The sequence below is a fragment of the Rhodococcus sp. IEGM1428 genome, assembly GCF_050321865.1.
In the GTDB taxonomy this organism is placed as follows: Bacteria; Actinomycetota; Actinomycetes; order Mycobacteriales; family Mycobacteriaceae; genus Rhodococcoides.
Genome location: NZ_JBNQFW010000005.1, coordinates 48,543 through 65,035, shown reverse-complemented (window position 1 = coordinate 65,035; position 16,493 = coordinate 48,543). Strand labels below are relative to the sequence as shown.

The 16,493-nt window shown below is 64.4% G+C and carries 13 protein-coding genes; 2 read left to right on the top strand and 11 right to left on the bottom strand.

The genetic code is table 11. The features are described from left to right. Positions 1-50 precede the first annotated feature (50 nt). Both ACQR3T_RS21400 and ACQR3T_RS21395 read right to left on the bottom strand, forming a co-directional pair. A complete protein-coding gene (locus ACQR3T_RS21400; protein WP_428694768.1) occupies positions 51-1,502 on the bottom strand; it encodes an MFS transporter in 1,452 nt (483 codons plus the stop codon). After that, positions 1,499-2,953 (bottom strand): condensation domain-containing protein, encoded by a 1,455-nt coding sequence (locus tag ACQR3T_RS21395; RefSeq protein WP_428694767.1) that lies wholly within the window; start codon positions 2,951-2,953, stop codon positions 1,499-1,501. Before ACQR3T_RS21395 ends, ACQR3T_RS21400 begins: the two co-directional genes overlap by 4 nt. A gap of 263 nt (positions 2,954-3,216) precedes the next feature. On the opposite strand from ACQR3T_RS21395, the gene ACQR3T_RS21390 reads away from it, so the two are divergent. Then, entirely contained in the window at positions 3,217-4,236 is a 1,020-nt protein-coding gene (locus tag ACQR3T_RS21390) for an alpha/beta hydrolase (RefSeq protein WP_428694766.1), read from the top strand. 33 nt (positions 4,237-4,269) lie between these two features. Further along, complete coding sequence (locus tag ACQR3T_RS21385; protein WP_428694765.1) at positions 4,270-5,235, top strand: glucosyl-3-phosphoglycerate synthase; 966 nt, start codon at positions 4,270-4,272, stop codon at positions 5,233-5,235. Between the two features lie 69 nt (positions 5,236-5,304). Here the strand turns inward: ACQR3T_RS21385 and ACQR3T_RS21380 are convergent, their stop codons facing one another. From ACQR3T_RS21380 to ACQR3T_RS21340, 9 genes are all read right to left on the bottom strand, one after another. Then, positions 5,305-6,897 carry a 4-coumarate--CoA ligase family protein gene (locus ACQR3T_RS21380; RefSeq protein WP_428694764.1) on the bottom strand — a complete coding sequence of 531 codons (1,593 nt, stop codon included), beginning with the start codon at positions 6,895-6,897 and terminating at the stop codon, positions 5,305-5,307. 99 nt (positions 6,898-6,996) lie between these two features. Then, on the bottom strand, positions 6,997-8,265 hold the full coding sequence (locus ACQR3T_RS21375; protein ID WP_094617474.1) for an ABC transporter permease: 1,269 nt from the start codon (positions 8,263-8,265) through the stop codon (positions 6,997-6,999). Further along, a complete protein-coding gene (locus ACQR3T_RS21370) occupies positions 8,262-9,518 on the bottom strand; it encodes an ABC transporter permease (RefSeq protein ID WP_428694763.1) in 1,257 nt (418 codons plus the stop codon). The genes ACQR3T_RS21375 and ACQR3T_RS21370 overlap by 4 nt, the downstream gene beginning before the upstream one ends. Then, a complete protein-coding gene (locus tag ACQR3T_RS21365; RefSeq protein WP_428694762.1) occupies positions 9,511-11,013 on the bottom strand; it encodes an ABC transporter ATP-binding protein in 1,503 nt (500 codons plus the stop codon). The genes ACQR3T_RS21370 and ACQR3T_RS21365 overlap by 8 nt, the downstream gene beginning before the upstream one ends. 22 nt (positions 11,014-11,035) lie before the next feature. Further along, the gene (locus ACQR3T_RS21360) at positions 11,036-12,127 is read right to left on the bottom strand and encodes a BMP family lipoprotein (protein WP_242459136.1); all 1,092 of its coding nucleotides are present in this window, start codon (positions 12,125-12,127) and stop codon (positions 11,036-11,038) included. Positions 12,128-12,202: 75 nt separating this feature from the next. Then, positions 12,203-13,663: a nucleobase:cation symporter-2 family protein gene (locus ACQR3T_RS21355; RefSeq protein ID WP_428694761.1), complete on the bottom strand. Its 1,461-nt coding sequence runs from the start codon at positions 13,661-13,663 to the stop codon at positions 12,203-12,205. Between the two features lie 58 nt (positions 13,664-13,721). Then, positions 13,722-14,219: a YbjN domain-containing protein gene (locus ACQR3T_RS21350; RefSeq protein ID WP_032380356.1), complete on the bottom strand. Its 498-nt coding sequence runs from the start codon at positions 14,217-14,219 to the stop codon at positions 13,722-13,724. Next, the gene (mshA, locus tag ACQR3T_RS21345) at positions 14,216-15,544 is read right to left on the bottom strand and encodes a D-inositol-3-phosphate glycosyltransferase (RefSeq protein ID WP_428694760.1); all 1,329 of its coding nucleotides are present in this window, start codon (positions 15,542-15,544) and stop codon (positions 14,216-14,218) included. Before mshA ends, ACQR3T_RS21350 begins: the two co-directional genes overlap by 4 nt. A 24-nt stretch (positions 15,545-15,568) precedes the next feature. Then, on the bottom strand, positions 15,569-16,483 hold the full coding sequence (locus ACQR3T_RS21340; RefSeq protein WP_428694759.1) for an alpha/beta fold hydrolase: 915 nt from the start codon (positions 16,481-16,483) through the stop codon (positions 15,569-15,571). Positions 16,484-16,493: the final 10 nt, after the last annotated feature.

Sequence of the window (16,493 nt, the reverse complement as noted above, 5' to 3'; positions counted from 1 at the left end):
AAGTCTCAGGTCTATTTTCGGATCGGCATTTGTCGTTCGGGGCCTGCCGGTCATGGTGACCGCTGGGGTGCCGTCAACGGCTCTCGCACACATTCGGCGGCCGCTCGATCGCCTCGTGGCAGTGCCATCGCGACAGCGGTGGCCACGGCCATCGTCGCTGCCAGTCCGAACAGCACGTTCTGCTGCGAGGCCAGATGATCCGACGCCACCGGCAGCGCGGGAAGCATCGCGAAATACACGGCACCGGCGGCCGCGGTACCCACCGCCGACCCGACTTGTTGGACCGTCGGCAGGATCCCCGACGCGGAGCCGATGGCATCCGGGCTCACACCGGCGACGATGGTGCTCTGCAGCGGCGCGATCACCGATCCCAGGCCGACCCCGACCAGAACCAGTGGGATGGTCATCGGCCACGGAAAGCCGGGCCGATCGAAGTGATCCACGGCGGCACCGAGGACGAACAGCGCCGCTCCCATCGTGGCCGCACCTACCGCCACCACGCGAGAGTCCCAGCGGTGGAATGCTATCGGCGCGGCCAGCGACGCCACAACAGCCCCGAGGGCGAAGGGGATCGTGATCACTCCCACCGTCGACGCGCTGTCGCCCAGTCCGGTCTGCAGCGTCACCGACATCGTCAGAACGAATGCAGTGAAGGTGCCGTACACCAGCGCCGAGACGACGCACCCACAGGTGAACCCACGCTCGACGAAAATGCGGGTGTCGACCATGACGTGTGCACCCGCCGCGCTCCGGCGCCGTTCCCACATCGCGAAGACGGCCAACAGAACCAGGCCTATGCCGAATGCGGGTACCGCGGCCATCGCACTCGCGCTGGTCATGATGGGGTACACGATCGACACAGCACCGATCGACCACAGGGCAACCCCGATCGGATCGAACAGGCCACCCGACAGCACGTGCCCCGAGCCGGCGGAGACATACCGCCGGGCGAGGACGATTGCCGCCACCGAGATCGGAACGTTGATCAAAAATATTGCACGCCAACCTGTTCCGAGGATATCGAGGTGAAGCAGGACCGCGCCGACGGCCGGTCCGGCCAGACCTGCGAGTCCTGCCGTGCCGCCATACAAGGCGAACGCAGTGGTACGCCGCGCCCCGGAGTAGGTTGCGGTCACGATGGCCACGGTCTGAGCGGACATGGCGGCGCCCGCAATTCCCTGCAGGACGCGACAGAGGATCAGTAGTTCGATGGTGGGCGCGTACGCGCACAACACCGACGTCGACGCGAACATCGCAGTGCCGACGACGAACGTGTTTCTGCGCCCGAATACCTCACCTGCTCTGGCCATCGTGAGGAGCGCGCACGCAAATGCCAGTAGATACGCCGCTGGTACCCAGACTTGCTGTGCACCTGTCCCGTCGAGGTCCAGGGCGATCGTGGGCAGCGCAACGGTCACGGCCGTGACGTCGATCATCTGCATCGTCACCGCCAGCAAACAGGCGCACAGCGTCATCCACGAGCCGCTGCGTCGGCGTGTCATACCCTGCTGACGTCCGGAAGTTCGTGCGCGAACGTACTCGCATCGGGGAGCTGCGGTACGTAATCGCCCGATTCGACCACGGCAGTGAAGATCTCGGAGATCTTGGCGAAGTAGAGATCGATCGAGCGATCGGCCTCGTCCGTTCCCGGGTACAGAAATTCCACGCCGGTGTGATCTTCGAATCGGTTGACCCACATGAAGACTTCCTCCGAGCTACCGCGGTTGCCGTACAACCCGGCCCCGGCCGCGTCGAGTTCGGCTTCACCGGGCAGCTTTCGGACGTCGACGTACGAGATCATCGGCGCGGTCCACCCCGGTTGTGTGGTGATTCCGTGTTCCGGGCCGACCAGTTCGAGAACTCGGTGGTAGGACGTGTTCGCCAGCAGCTTCCCGGAATCGAATGCCTGCTGAGCAAGGACGGCCAAGGTGAGAAACGTCGGCTGCGTGCCCAACTCGAACTGCACGGGAACGAGGCTGGAGAACCAACCGATCGAGGCGAATTCGCCCGGCAGAGTTCGAGTGCTCTTGGGCGTCAGGCCCAGGTAGCTGCTTCGGCCGGCCAGTTCGTATTCTGCCAGGGCTGCCGCGGCGAAGATGCCTCCGATGAATTTTGCTCCCACTCCGGCACATGCGTCGTCGACGGCCCGCGCCTTCGCGCCGTCGAACAGCGGAAACGAATTGTGCGACGTTCTGGTGTAGTCGATACTGTTGCGTCCCAGCGGAAGTGGGAATGTCGGAAGATCACCACCGTTGTCCGTGACCAGGTCGATCCAGGTCCGGACCGCCGCGGACTCGAGAGTCGTGGCATCGCTCTCGGTGCGCTCGCGCCGGCAGTACTCGATGTAGCTGCCCGGGGTGAACAGTCCATCGGACTCCCCCGTCACCGCGTTGCGATAGAGCTGCCGCAACTCGTAGTACGTCAGCGCCTGCGAAATGCCGTCGGTGTCGAGGTGATCGACCGCCGCGTACACCACAAAATGGTCGTCGTGCTCGATCGTCCCGAAGGAGAAGCAGTTCCAACTCTCCGGCCCCGGGGTGGTGTCCTGCACGTGCCGTCGGATATCGGCCGCACTCGAGGGCACACCGTAGGAAGTCGGCTCGAGCACGATGTCGTCGACGTCGACGACGTGGCGCACCGATCCGGCCGACGTGGTCTCGAACCAGCTCGAGAACGAATCATGGCGCTTGACAAACGTATTGAACGCTTGCCCCATTGCCGCGCTGTCCAACTTTCCTTCGATGCGGAACGTGACGAGGCACAGTCTGGAGAAGCGAAAGGACGATCCTCGGTTGCGGAATGCGGCCTCGAGGTACGCCTGCTGGATGTGGGACGGACGTGCCGGATGGACGGGTGCCGCTGCGGCCGCGCCCCGTGAGGCGTCGGTAGGCGACCACGTGGTGAGTGGTCCCGGAGCAGGCTTCCACTCGTCGATGAGTCCGAATGCAACCACGACACAACCTTTCGGAGGGAGAGATACGACGCAGCACAGTGAGGTGCGTCGGAGGGGCCAGTGCATCATTCGAGCGAGACGGAGAACACCCCACGGCCCGGCATTTTGGAAAATCGACAACGATGCGCGAGATATCTGTGTCAGAACTGAAGGATCGTCAAGATTGTGGTGGAGGCCAGACATTCGATCTAACGTCGGACACTCATCGCGCTGACCGAAAACCAGGCTCCGCGCTGCCCCCCCCACGATGTCAGGAACGGTAGATGATCGACCGATACCGCCTGCGTGATGCGACCGTTTCGGCCCTGAGTGTGCTCGCGACCGTCGTTGTTCTCACGTCGGGCACAGCAGCAGTGGCAACTGCCGAGACAGCATCGTCGGTCGTCGGAGTAGAAGGCATCGGGGAACGCCGCGACGTCGTGCACGTGCATTCCGCGGCAATGGACCGCGACGTCGTCGTCGACATCTTTCGGGCGGAGGAACCCGGTGCGCCCACCCTCTATCTGCTCAACGGTGCAGCCGGAGGAGACGGCGGCAGCAGCTGGTTCGATCAGACCGACATCGCCGGTTTCTTCGGTGACAAGAACGTCAACGTGGTGGTCCCACGGGGTGGCGCTGCGAGTTACTACACCGACTGGTTGCACGACGACCCGGTGCTGGGCCGAAACAAGTGGTCCACGTTTCTCGGTCTCGAACTGCCGCCGTTGATGAACGCACTGCTCGACAGCAACGGCGTCAATTCCGTCGCCGGTATCTCGATGGCCGGGACGTCCGTTCTGCAACTGGCCATCGCCCACCCCTCCGTCTACCGATCCGTGGCCTCGTACAGCGGATGTGCCCGTACGAGCGACCCGGTGGGCGAGATGTACGTCAGATCCGTGGTCGAAGCGCGCGGCGGTGGATCCACCGCGAACATGTGGGGGCCTGCAGGCAGTGCCGACTGGATTGCCAACGACCCGTACGTCAACGCCGAAGGCCTGCGTGGTGTCGCGGTGTACATCTCGAGCGGAACGGGAGCGCCCGGCGCGTTCGATGTACCCGGCGGACCCGGCATCGGTAGCGACTACGGCAAGCTCGCCCAGCAGCTTGCCGTCGGAGCCGTCATCGAGGCGACCACCGATTCGTGCTCGCACCAGATGCAGCAGCGCCTGCAGGAGTTGGACATCCCCGCCACCTACAACTTCCGACCCAACGGAACCCATTCGTGGGCCTATTGGCAACAAGACCTACACGACTCGTGGTCGGTGATCGCGCCGTCGATGGGACTGCCGACCACCTCCTGAGCCGTGACTTCCAGCGATGACGAAGGAAACTCGATGAGCCGAACCGACACCGTGGGCACTCCTGCTCTTGCCGCCACCTGGGCCCGTTCACCCTGGCCGCTCGCCGACATCATCGCGGCCAAACGCGGCCGAACGGTCTCGGTGGTCCTCCCTGCCCTCGACGAGGAGGACACCGTCGCGGACGTGATTGCCTCGATGACTCCCCATCTGGGAAGTCTCATCGACGAAGTGGTCGTGCTCGATTCGGGCTCGACCGACCGCACGGCTGTCCGGGCGCGCGCGGCCGGGGCAACGGTCGTCTCCAGGGAAGAGGTGCTCCCAGCCCTACCCGTCGTCGGTGGAAAGGGAGAAGTCCTGTGGCGCGGAGTAGCGGCCACCTCGGGCGACATCGTGGTGTTCGTCGACTCGGATCTGGTCGATCCGGGCTCGCACTTCGTGCCGTCGCTCGTCGGCCCGCTGCTCATGCACGAGGGTGTCGAACTGGTCAAAGGCTTCTACCGTCGCCCTCTGACGATCGGCGACAGCACCGACGAGGATGGTGGCGGACGCGTCACGCAGTTGACGGTGCGGCCCCTGCTGACCGCACTTCGTCCCGAACTGGCCGGCGTCTTCCAGCCGCTGGGCGGCGAGTACGCCGCCACTCGCCGATTGCTGGAAACTCTGCCCTTCGCCCCCGATTACGGCGTCGAGATCGGACTGCTGCTCGACACCTATCACCGCTCGGGTGCGGACACGATCGGGCAGATCGGACTCGGAACGCGCCGCCATCGAAATCGGCCGACCTCCGAGTTGGCCGTCATGAGTCGACAGATCATCGCCACGATGTTCTCGCGCCTCGGTCTCGGCGATTCCGGCGCCGGATTCACCACCTTCTCGACCACGGGACCTCAGGTCTCGATGAGTGTGGCACCGCTGTCCTCGGTCGACCGTCCCCCGCTGATCACCGTCGACGACTACCTACGTGCCACCCGGCGGCACTCGATGGGCGCGCCGGTCTGACCCGAATACAGACGCACCCTCCACCGACGAACACGGTGGAGGGTGCGCTGGGTCGTGCAGAAGAACGAGTTACTTGCCTGCAGCTTCCGACGCCCGCAAGTCCTTACGGAGAATCTTGCCTGCCGCAGACTTCGGAACGGTGTCGATGAATTCGACGCGTCGAACCTTCTTGTGCGGGGAGACGCGCTCGGCGACGAACGCGATGATGCTCTCTTCGTCGATCGTGGCACCCTGCTGGCGGACGACGAAAGCCTTGGGGATTTCCTCGCCCTCGTCGTCGAGAACACCGATGACGGCCGCGTCGGCGATTTCCTCGTGCGTGAGCAGCAGGGCCTCGAGCTCGGCCGGCGGCACCTGATAGCCCTTGTACTTGATCAGTTCCTTGAGGCGGTCGACGATGTAGACGACGCCTTCGTGGTCCGCGACAGCGATGTCACCGGTGTGCAGGTAACCGTCGGAGTCGAGGGTCTCGGCGGTGGCGGAGGGGTTGTTCAGGTACCCGACCATCACGTTCGGTCCCTTGACCCACAGCTCGCCCGGCTTGCTCAATCCCTCTGCGGGAAGCTCGATTTCGTCGCCGGTGGCCGGGTCGACGAGCTTGTTCTCGGTGTTGGCCAAGGGCTGACCAACCGAGCTCAGCGGCATGTCGTCACGGTCGAACGGGATGGCGTGGCTGACCGGGCTGAGCTCACTCATGCCGTAGCCCTGGCGCACCCGCGTGTTCAAGCGCTTGGCGACGGCCTTGCCGAGCTCCTCGTCCAGCGGTGCGGCACCCGAGAAGATGGTGTGGACGCTGGAGAGGTCGTACTGGTCGATCATCGGATGCTTGGCGAGCGCGACGGCCACCGGCGGTGCGATGAACAGGTACGTCAGCTTCTGATCCTGAATGATGCGCAGGAATTCGACGAGGTCGAACTTCGGCATCGTCACCAGGTGCGCGCGCAGCTTCAGCGCGATGTTGAGCAACACCGTCAGGCCGTAGATGTGGAAGAACGGCAGTAGCGCGAGGATCGCGTCGTCGCTGTCGATGCCCACCCGCGGTTCCATCTGTGCAACGTTCGCGACGAGATTGCGGTGAGTGAGGATGACGCCCTTCGGCACACCCGTCGTACCGGAGGAGTACGGCAGCACCGCGACGTGCGTGGCCGGATCGAACGAGACCTCGGGGGCAGGCGCGCCCTGGGTCAGCAGATCGCGCAAATTCGGGTGCCCCTCGGCACCGTCCAGCACGATGACGTGATCGGCGTCGATGCCGACCTTCTCCGCAGCCGCCTTCGCCTGCGGGTACAGGGGCGAGACGGTGAACAGGAACTTCGCACCCGAGCCGGTGAGCTGCTTGGCGATGTCCTCCGCCGTGTACAGAGCGTTGATCGTCGTCGCGGTTCCGCCTGCGCGCAGGATGCCGTGCAGCACCGACGCGAACGCGGGAACGTTCGGCGAGTGCAGTCCGACGACATCGCCCACCTCGAGCCCGCGCGCAGCGAGCGCACCTGCAATGGCGTCGACCTGGCCGATCAACGTCTTGTAGGTGGTGACGTCACCCGAAGTGCCGTCGATGAGAGCAGGCTTGTCGAGATCGGACTCGGCGATCGACCCGAACAGGAAGTCGTAGACGCTCAGATTCGGGATCTCGACGTCGGGAAAGGGACTGCGGAAGCTCATGGCTCTCCTTCGAAAAACTGCGGCAACAATGATCGAACACTACAGTGAAAGCGGTCACATCGGACAGCGACCCTACCGCTGAGTCAGGTAGGGCGGCCGCTAACTTCGGGACGCGTACGGTTTGCCCGCTGCTGCCGGTCCTCGCACGTGGCCCACCAGCCCGGCGACGGCGAAGATGGTCACCACGTAGGGCAGCATCAACATGAATTCGCTCGGCACCGGAGACCCGATGATGCCCAGCACGTTCTGCAGGTTCGACGCGAATCCGAACAGCAGTGCAGCCAACGTCGCGCGCACCGGATCCCAGCGCCCGAAGATGACCGCGGCGAGTGCGATGTAGCCGGCACCGGCAGTCATTTCCTTGCCGAAGGCTCCGACGGAACCGAGCGTGAAGTACGCACCGCCGAGTCCGGCGATGGCACCGGCGAGGCAGACGTTCCAGAATCGCGTTCGAGCCACGTTGATTCCGACGGTGTCGGCGGCTTGCGGATGCTCACCGACGGCGCGCAGTCGCAGACCCCACTTGGTGTGGAACAGGCCGAAGAAAACCAGCGCCACGGCGATATACATCAGGTACACGATCAACGTCTGTCGAAACAGCACCGGACCGACGATCGGAATCTGCGAGAGCACCGGAATGTCGATGCGCGCGAAGCGCGGTGGCGAATTGAGAGTCTCGGCGTTCTTGGTGAGCACCACCGAGTACAGGAAGCTGGTCAGTCCGACGACCAGGACGTTGAGCACCACACCCACGATGACCTGATTGACGAAGTAGCGAATCGAGAACACTGCCAGCAGCGACGCGGTCAGTGCACCGGCCACCAGAGCGGCGAGCAACGCCACGTAGGTCGACCCGGTGATCGACGCGACGACGGCACTGACGAAAGCACCTGCGAGCAACTGACCTTCGATAGCGATGTTGATGACACCGACCCGCTCGGAGATCACCCCGCCCATCGCGCCGAAGATCAGCGGTGTGCTCAGAGCGACTGCGCCGATGAGCAATCCGGGCACCGGGATGGTCTCACCGTCGGCTGCCCACGCGAGAAAGCCGAACACGAACAACACCGCGAACACGGCAAGCACCCACAGCGGCGTCGAGCGGTACCGCGAGGCCAGCAGCGCCGCGTAGCCGGTGATGACGGCCAGCAACACGACCACGATGAGACCGGTGCCGTACGACGGCACACCCACGGCCGGCAGCGCGAAGAAGTCGTCCTCCGATGCCAATGCGAATGTGCTTGTGCCCGAACCTTTCTTGACAACGAACAGCACCAGAGCAAGCAACGTCACGACCCCGAGGATCGACGGCACCTTCCAGCTGCGACCGAGTACTGCCTCGGCGGGGGCGACGACGGGGGCGGTCACAGTGCACCCACCTTCGCGGTCTCGGCCTTCGCCAGTTTCTCTTCGCCTGGTTTGGGCAATCGGAACACCGCTCGCACCAGTGGCGGCGCAGCGATGAACAGCACGATCACCGATTGCACGACGAGCACGATGTCGATGGGTACGCCCTCGGCCGCCTGCATGGCGAACCCGCCGGCTTTGAACGCGCCGAACAGGATTCCTGCGAAGAACACACCCCACGGCTTCGATCGGCCGAGCAGTGCGACGGTGATGGCGTCGAATCCGATTCCGGCATCGATGTCGGCGCTGAAGCCGGTGGTAACGGTGCCCAGCACTTGGGCCACTCCGGCCAGGCCGACGAGCGCACCGGACATGATCATGGCGTAGAGGTAGATCCGATTGACGTTCATACCGGCCACCCGTGAGGCGTGTGGGTTCTCGCCCACTGCCCGGCAGCGGAATCCGAGGCTGGATCGCTCGAGCAGCCACCACACTGCGACGGTCACGAGGATCACCAGAACGAAACCGAGGTGCAGGCTGTACCGGTCGCCGAACAGCTTGGGGAACACCGCTGTCGACGCGATGGGAGCGGTCTTGGGATTGTTCGATCCCGGAGCCTGCAGCGCTCCAGGGGTTCGCAGAAGGTACGAGATCAGGTAGAACGCGATGTAGTTGAGCATGATGGTGACGATCACCTCGTGAGCACCGGTGCGCGCCTTGAGGAATCCGGCGATACCTCCCCACACCGCGCCGCCGAGAACTCCGGCGACGACGGCCACCAGCAGGTGGATTCCGGCCGGCAGGTTCACTCCGAACCCCACCCAGCCTGCGCATGCCGATGCGATGAGCATCTGGCCTCGACCACCGATGTTGAACATGCCGACACGGAAGGCAAGTGCCACACCGAGTCCCGCGACGATCAGCGGAGTGGCGAAAGTCAGCGTCTCGAGCAGAGGCCGGATACCGTTCTCGAATCCGGGCCGCCGAAAGTTGTACACCGAGCCCTGGAACAACGACGAGTACGCTCCGGCAACGGAATCCCAGATGGCCTTCAGCATGTCCGAGGGACGCGAGAAGAAGTAGCCTGCCGACTCCTGGACGCCGGTGTTGGTGGCGGCGATGAGCACGGCACCGACGATCAGCGCGAGCAGTACGGCGAGAACCGAGATGATGGCACTGCCGGTGAAGATCTGGCGGAGCACTACATGTGACGCGGACGGCTGCGGAGGTGTGGGGGGCTGCTGAGCGGCCGGGGGCTGCTGGGTCTCACTCACCACGCTCACCGCCCATCATCAATCCGAGTGTTTCGCGGGACGTATCCCCGGGGACGATTCCCACGATTGCTCCTCGATACATGACGGCGATGCGGTCGGCCAGTGCGGCGACCTCATCCAGTTCGCTCGAGACCACGATGACCGGGATCCCCGAATCCCGAGTGGCGACGATGCGCTTGTGCACGAATTCGATGGACCCGACGTCGATTCCGCGAGTCGGCTGGGCCGCGACGAACAGCCGCAGATCGCGGCTCAGTTCGCGTGCGAGTACCACCTTCTGCTGGTTACCACCGGACAGGCGTCCGACGGCGGTCCCGATTCCCGGTGCCCGCACATCGAATTCGCTCAGCTTCTCCGCTGCGAACTTCTCCAGATAGTCGCGCTGCACCGCTCCGCGCTGCACGAACGGCATGCTGTTCGAGCGGTCGAGCATCAGATTCTCCGCAATCGAGAACTCGCCCACCAAACCGTCGACGGTACGGTCCTCCGGCACGAAGCCGACACCGGCGTCGAGCACGTCCTGCACCGTCGATCCGACCAGCGAACGACCGTCGAGGCTGATCTTTCCGGACACGTTGTCCTGCAACCCGAGTAGAGCCTCGACGAATTCGGTCTGCCCGTTGCCCTGCACTCCGGCGACGGCGAGGATCTCCCCCGCCGCGACCTCGAGGCTGACGTCGTCGACGGTCTTGTTGCCCTGGGCGTCGAACACCGACAGATTCTCGATGACCAGCGCCGGCTCTCCCGGAGAGGCGGGATCCTTCGAGACCGTCAGCTGCACATCGCGTCCCACCATCATGGCCGCGAGTTCGGTGTTGGAGGCGGTCGGTTTCGCTTCGCCGACCACCTTGCCGAGCCGGATGACGGTGATCTTGTCTGCCACTTCGCGTACTTCGCGCAACTTGTGGGTGATGAAGACGATGGTGGTGCCCGACGCCGCGAGCTCGCGCATGATTCGCATCAGATCGTCGGTTTCCTGTGGCGTCAGGACGGCCGTCGGCTCGTCGAACACAAGCACCTTGGCCTCACGAGAGAGCGCTTTGACGATCTCCACCCGCTGCTGCACGCCGACCGGTAGGTCGTCGACGAGAGCATCGGGATCGAGATCGAAGCCGAACCTCGCGGAGATCTCTCGTACCAGCTTTCGTGCTGCCACGAGATCGAGTCGTCCACCGAGCGAGGTGGTTTCGTTGCCGAGCACGATGTTCTCGGCGACGGTGAACACCGGTATCAGCATGAAGTGCTGATGCACCATGCCGATGCCGGCGGTCATCGCCTCGCCCGGACCGGCGAAGTTCTGCTCGACGTCGTCGAGCAGAATCTGGCCCTCCTCGGCGCGATACAGGCCACTGAGCACGTTCATCAACGTGGACTTGCCTGCACCGTTCTCGCCGAGGAGGCAGTGGATCTCGCCGGATTCGACGCTCAGATCGATGTGGTCGTTGGCGATCAACGAGCCGAATCGTTTGGTGATACCGCGAAGTTCGAGCTTCATATCCCTTTACGACCGCTTGGTGCTACTTGGGTGCCGACGGCGACTCGACGGTGATGGACCCGTCGACGATGCCGGCCTTGATCGTGTCCAGCTCGCCCTGCAGTGCGGGGTCGACCTTGGATTCGAAGTCGTGGAACGGTGCGATGCCGACGCCGTCGTTCTCCAGGGTGCCCACGTACGGAGCGTTGTCGAACTTGTCGGCACCGGAGTTGGCGACGACCTCGTCGACGCTGGTCTTGAGGCCCTTGGTCACCGAGGTGAGCAGCAGGTCACCGACCGAGGGGTCGGATTCGAAGACGTCGGCGTCCGCACCGATGAGGGCGACGGGACGCGAGGAGTCCCGAATGGCCTGTGCCGCACTCTGATAGATGGGTCCACCGACCGGGAAGATGACGTCGGCGTTCTGGTCGATCAGACCTTGAGCGGTGTTCTTGGCAACTTCGTTGGCGGTGAATCCACCGGTGAACGAGCCGTTCTGCGAGGGCACGTCCCAGCCGATGACGCGGACCGCCTTGCCCTTCTGCTCGTTGAAGTAGTTCACGCCGTCGGCGAAGCCGTCCATGAAGATGGTGACGGTCGGCAGCTGGGAGCCGCCGAACGTGCCGACCACTCCGGTGGTGCTGTAGCTCGCGGCCGCGTAGCCGGCGAGGAAAGCCGACTGCGAGGCGTCGTAGGTCAGCGGCTTGACGTTCGGCAGGTCGATCGTCGAGTCGTCGATGATCGCGAAGTCGATGTCGGAGTTGGCCTCGGCTGCCACCTTGGTGGCGTCGGCCAGATCGAATCCGACGGTGACGATGAGGTTGCAGCCCTGATCGACGAGGTTGTTGATGTTGGGGGCGTAATCGGTGGGCGACGCGGACTCGACGGTGCGCGGCTCGACGCCGAGCTCCTGGGAGGCTTCGGTCAAACCCTCGAACCCGAGCTGGTTGAACGACTTGTCGTCGAATCCGCCGCTGTCGGAAACCATGCAGGGCAGGAAGTCACTGGATCCGCCTCCACTCGATCCTTCGTCCTCGGGAGCGGATCCACAGCCTGCGATCAGGGCGATGGCACCGAGCGACGCGACGCCGCCGAGTGCTGCCTTCCGCGTACTCGTGCGGGTAACGAATGACAAGATGTCCTCCAATTTAGATGTGCTTCGTCTGGGTCGGGACGCTACTCGCGCGGGCGAGGGTGCGCAGGATTTCACTCAGGAGTCCTTATCGGATGCAGCCTTGTCGGGCACAGCCTTGTTGGGCTCGGCCTTCTCGGGCAAGCTGCCGCCTTCACGGAGTATTCGTGCTTCGTCCTCACGCACCATCACTGCCGGCCCCGCTGCCACCACCGATGGGTTCGGCGGCGTACCGGGTCTGAATACGTTGAAGAATACGTTGAGGACCACTGCCACGATGCTGGCGGCACTGATTCCGGAATGGAAGATGGTGACGAACCAGTCCGGAAATTCGTCCCAGAAGTCGCTCGCGACAACGGGAATGAGGCCGAACGCCAAGGTCACCGCCACGATGACCACATTGGAGTTGTTGTCGTAGTTCACCTTGCCGAGGGTCCGGATGCCGCTGGCGGCGACGGTTCCGAACAGAGCGATGCCTGCCCCGCCGAGTACCGGCAGCGGGACGACACCGACGACTGCGGCAAGAACCGGCGAAAGGCCCAGCAGCGCAAGCACGCCGCCACCCACAGCCACGACGAAGCGGCTCTTGATGCCGGTCATCGCCACCAGACCGACGTTCTGCGCGAAGGCCGTCGCCGGGAAGGTGTTGAAGATCGGGGCGACGGCAGAGGACACCATGTCTGCGCGCAGGCCGTCACCGACGCGCTTGGAGTCGACATCGGTTCCGACGACCTCTCCAACGGCGAGGATGTCGGCCGTGGTCTCGACCATGATCACCAGGATCACGATGGTCATCGAGACGATCGCACCGACGGCGAAGATCGGTGACCCGAACGCGAACGGGGTCGGTACGGCCACCACGGACGCGTCACCGACACCGTCGAAGTCGGTTTTGCCGACGATCAGTGCTGCGATGGTGCCGACGACGAGTCCGAGCAGAATCGACAGCCTCGACAGGCCAGGAATCTTGGTCATCACCAGCACGGCGAGGAGGGTGAACATCGCCAGCCCGATATTGGCGGGATCGAGATAGTTCGGGTTCGGGGCACCGCCCACCATCTCCTGGCCGGTGATCCACCGCGCGGCGACCGGCATCAGCGACAGTCCGATGACGGTGATGATGCTGCCGGTCACCAGCGGCGGAAAGAAGCGAATGATCTTCGAGAAGAACGGCGCGATGGCCAACCCGATCAGTGCGGCCACCAGCACGGCACCGAGGACCGTGCGCAATCCGGTTCGGCCGTCTTCCGCACTGCCGATGATCGTCAGCACCGTCGAGACCGAAGCAAACGAAATGCCCTGCACCAGCGGCAGTTGCGAGCCGAAGAACGGGATACCGATGGTCTGCAGGACGGTGGCCACGCCACTGACGAACAGCGCGCACGAAATCAGCAGGGCTTGGTCGGCACCGGACAGCCCGGCCGCTCCACCGACGATGATCGGTACGGCAATGACGCCACCGAACATCGAGAGAATGTGTTGCAGACCGTAACCGAACATCTGCAGCACCGGCGGGCGGGCGTCCTCGGGCCTGGTCATGAGAGTCAGGCTATGAACCGGACGTTACGGGCAGCCACACAGACCCATTTCGAGCGAGTTACGCTTGCTCGGCCTTGTCTGCTCCCACCAGATGCTCGAACGCCTTCAGGTTCGCCAACGATTCGCCACGCGAGACCCGCCATGCCCATTCACGTTTGATGGACTCCGCGAATCCCAGCTCGAGCAGCACGTTGAAGTCCCCGTCGGCGGCCTCGAGGGTCTGACCGAAGATCCGATCGAGTTCGTCACCGTCGACAGCCCGCAACGACATTCGGCCCACGAGATAGATATCGCCGACCTTGTCGATGGTGTAGTGCACCCCGTACAGCCGACGGTTACGACGCAGCAGGTACTTGTAGACGCCCTCGAAGTTCTCGTCGGGCTTGCGGCATACGAATGCCTCGATGCGCACCCCGTGATGTCCGACGGTCAACATCGTCGTCGTCTTCAGTTTGCGTTCCCCGGGCAGTTCGACGGTGAACACCTCGCCGCGCCGTGTGTAGTCCAGTTCGCGATCCTTCAGGACCCGGTCGATCAGTTCGGCGGTCTCGCTCATGCAGTCACAGCTCCTGATCTGCGTAGTTTCGACAATCCTCGGACCCGTCGCGGCGAGAACTCGCTCGGTGCCTCACCGCGGTCGAAATGGAATTTGGCCTGCCGGTAACTCTCGATGAGACCGTCCGCGGTGTGCTCCCACGAGAAGTTTCTGGCGTGCCGAGGTGCCGCACTTGCCATGTCCGCCAATGCAGTTCGATCCGAGAGCATGGACGCGAGCGCATCGGCCCAGTCCTCGGTGCGGTGCCCCTGCACCAGCCGACCGGTCTCGCCCGATCGCACGGCCACACCGAGACCGCCCACATCGGCTGCCAACACCGGCGTTCCGCACGCCTGAGCTTCGATCGCGACCAGGCCGAACGATTCGTTGTAACTCGGCACCGCAACGACATCCGCGGCGCGGTAGATCTGGGCCAGACGCGACGACGGTTGTGGCGGCATGAACGTCACCCGCGGGGTGATCCCGAGACTCTCGGCCAGATCGATGAGGCTGTCGGGCCGATCCAACCCGCTGCCCGACGGCCCGCCGACGATGAGGACCCGTAGCGGCGATGACGGATCTCGCTGCAGCACTTCGGCGGCCGCGGCGATGAGCACGTCGGGAGCCTTGAGCGGTTGGATGCGTCCGACGAATGCGACGATCGACTCGTCGGGGTCCAGACCCAGCTCGATGCGGGCCGCGAGCTTGTCCCCCGGATTGTATTGCGCCAGATCGGCTCCCGGCGCAACCACGTCGATCGAGTCCTGCGATGCCCCGTAGATCTCCACGAGGGACTTCGCTTCCTCGGTCGTGTTGGCGATCAGCCGGTCTGCCTCGGCCACCACTTGCTGCTCGCCGATCTGGCGCGCCGCAGGCTCCGGTGAGTCACCATGCGCCAACGAGGCGTTCTTGACAGCGGCGAGGGTGTGCGCGGTGTGTACCAGCGGCACTCCCCAGCGATCGCGCGCGAGCCAGCCCACCTGACCCGAGAGCCAGTAGTGCGAGTGCACCAGGTCGTAGTACCCGGGCTCGTGCCGGGCTTCCTCACGCAATACCCCGGCCGCGAACGCGCACAGCTGGGTGGGCAGGTCGTGTTTGTCCAGCCCCTCGAACGGGCCGGCGACGATGTTGCGGACCAGCACTCCGGGTGCCGCCTCGACGACGGGAGCATCGGTCGACGCCGTGGCCCGCGTGAATATCTCGACCTCCACACCCCGCTTGGCCAGCTCTTTGGCGCTCTGCAACACGTAGACGTTCATGCCACCCGCGTCACCCGTTCCGGGCTGCGCCAGTGGGGACGTATGCAAGGACAACACAGCGACCCTGCTCAGCTGGTGTCCATTCACTCCCTCAGTGTGCACGCCTCCACATTACGTCTCGATAACTACCCCTTCAGACGACCGGGCAGGCTCAGACCATCCGGGAGTGCAGCCTGCGGAACGACCCAGGCTGTCGAGAAACTCGGTCACCTCGGCGAAGAACCTCTCGGGATCGGCGACGAACGGTCCGTGATCCACGCCCTCCCAATACGACGCCACGGCCGTGGGAATCAACTCCGCTGCGTGACGCCCGGCGGAGACGTCGACGACGGTGTCCTCGGTGCCGTGCAGCACGAATGCCGGCACATCGAGGCTGCGGAGCAGGTCGTCGTGCCCGACGGCACGATCGAACAGGGCAGCGCGCACTCGCGGCCGGGTCGACAGGGTCAACCCGAACAGCGCCTGTGCTTCCGTCCCTTTTCCTTCTGTCGGCCCGGTCAACGCGTTGCCGAAGCTACCGAGCGCCTTGATGGCAACGCGGGGCTCCTCGGCCATCGCACCGGGGATCGCCGCCCGCATGGCCGTCCCCACGCGTCCGCCTGCCTCTCCCCTGCCGATGCTGGTGATCGCGCCGACGAGCACGACGCCCGCCACCGCGCCCGTGCCGTGTTCGGCGAGGTAGTCACAGATCACCAGACCGCCGTAGGACCAGCCCAGAAGCACTGCGTCGGCGGTGATGCCCTCTGCGCCGAGCACCGCCTCGACGTCCCCGGCCCAGATCTTCGAGTCGTCGTAACCCACCGCAGGGGCATCGGAGTAGCCGTGACCCCGCAGGTCGACGGCGACAACGCGGTACCGCTCGGCCAAGTTCGCCAACAGTCCCTCGCCCCAGCACGCCGAGCTCTGCGCCCACCCGTGCAGCAGAACCAGTGGCCTCGCCTCGGGGTCACCGCTGACGCGGTAGACGATGTTGGCTCCGTCGATCCCGGTGGCCTGGCGAACCGGTCCTGCTGCAGGGGTGCTCATAGTGGGTGAA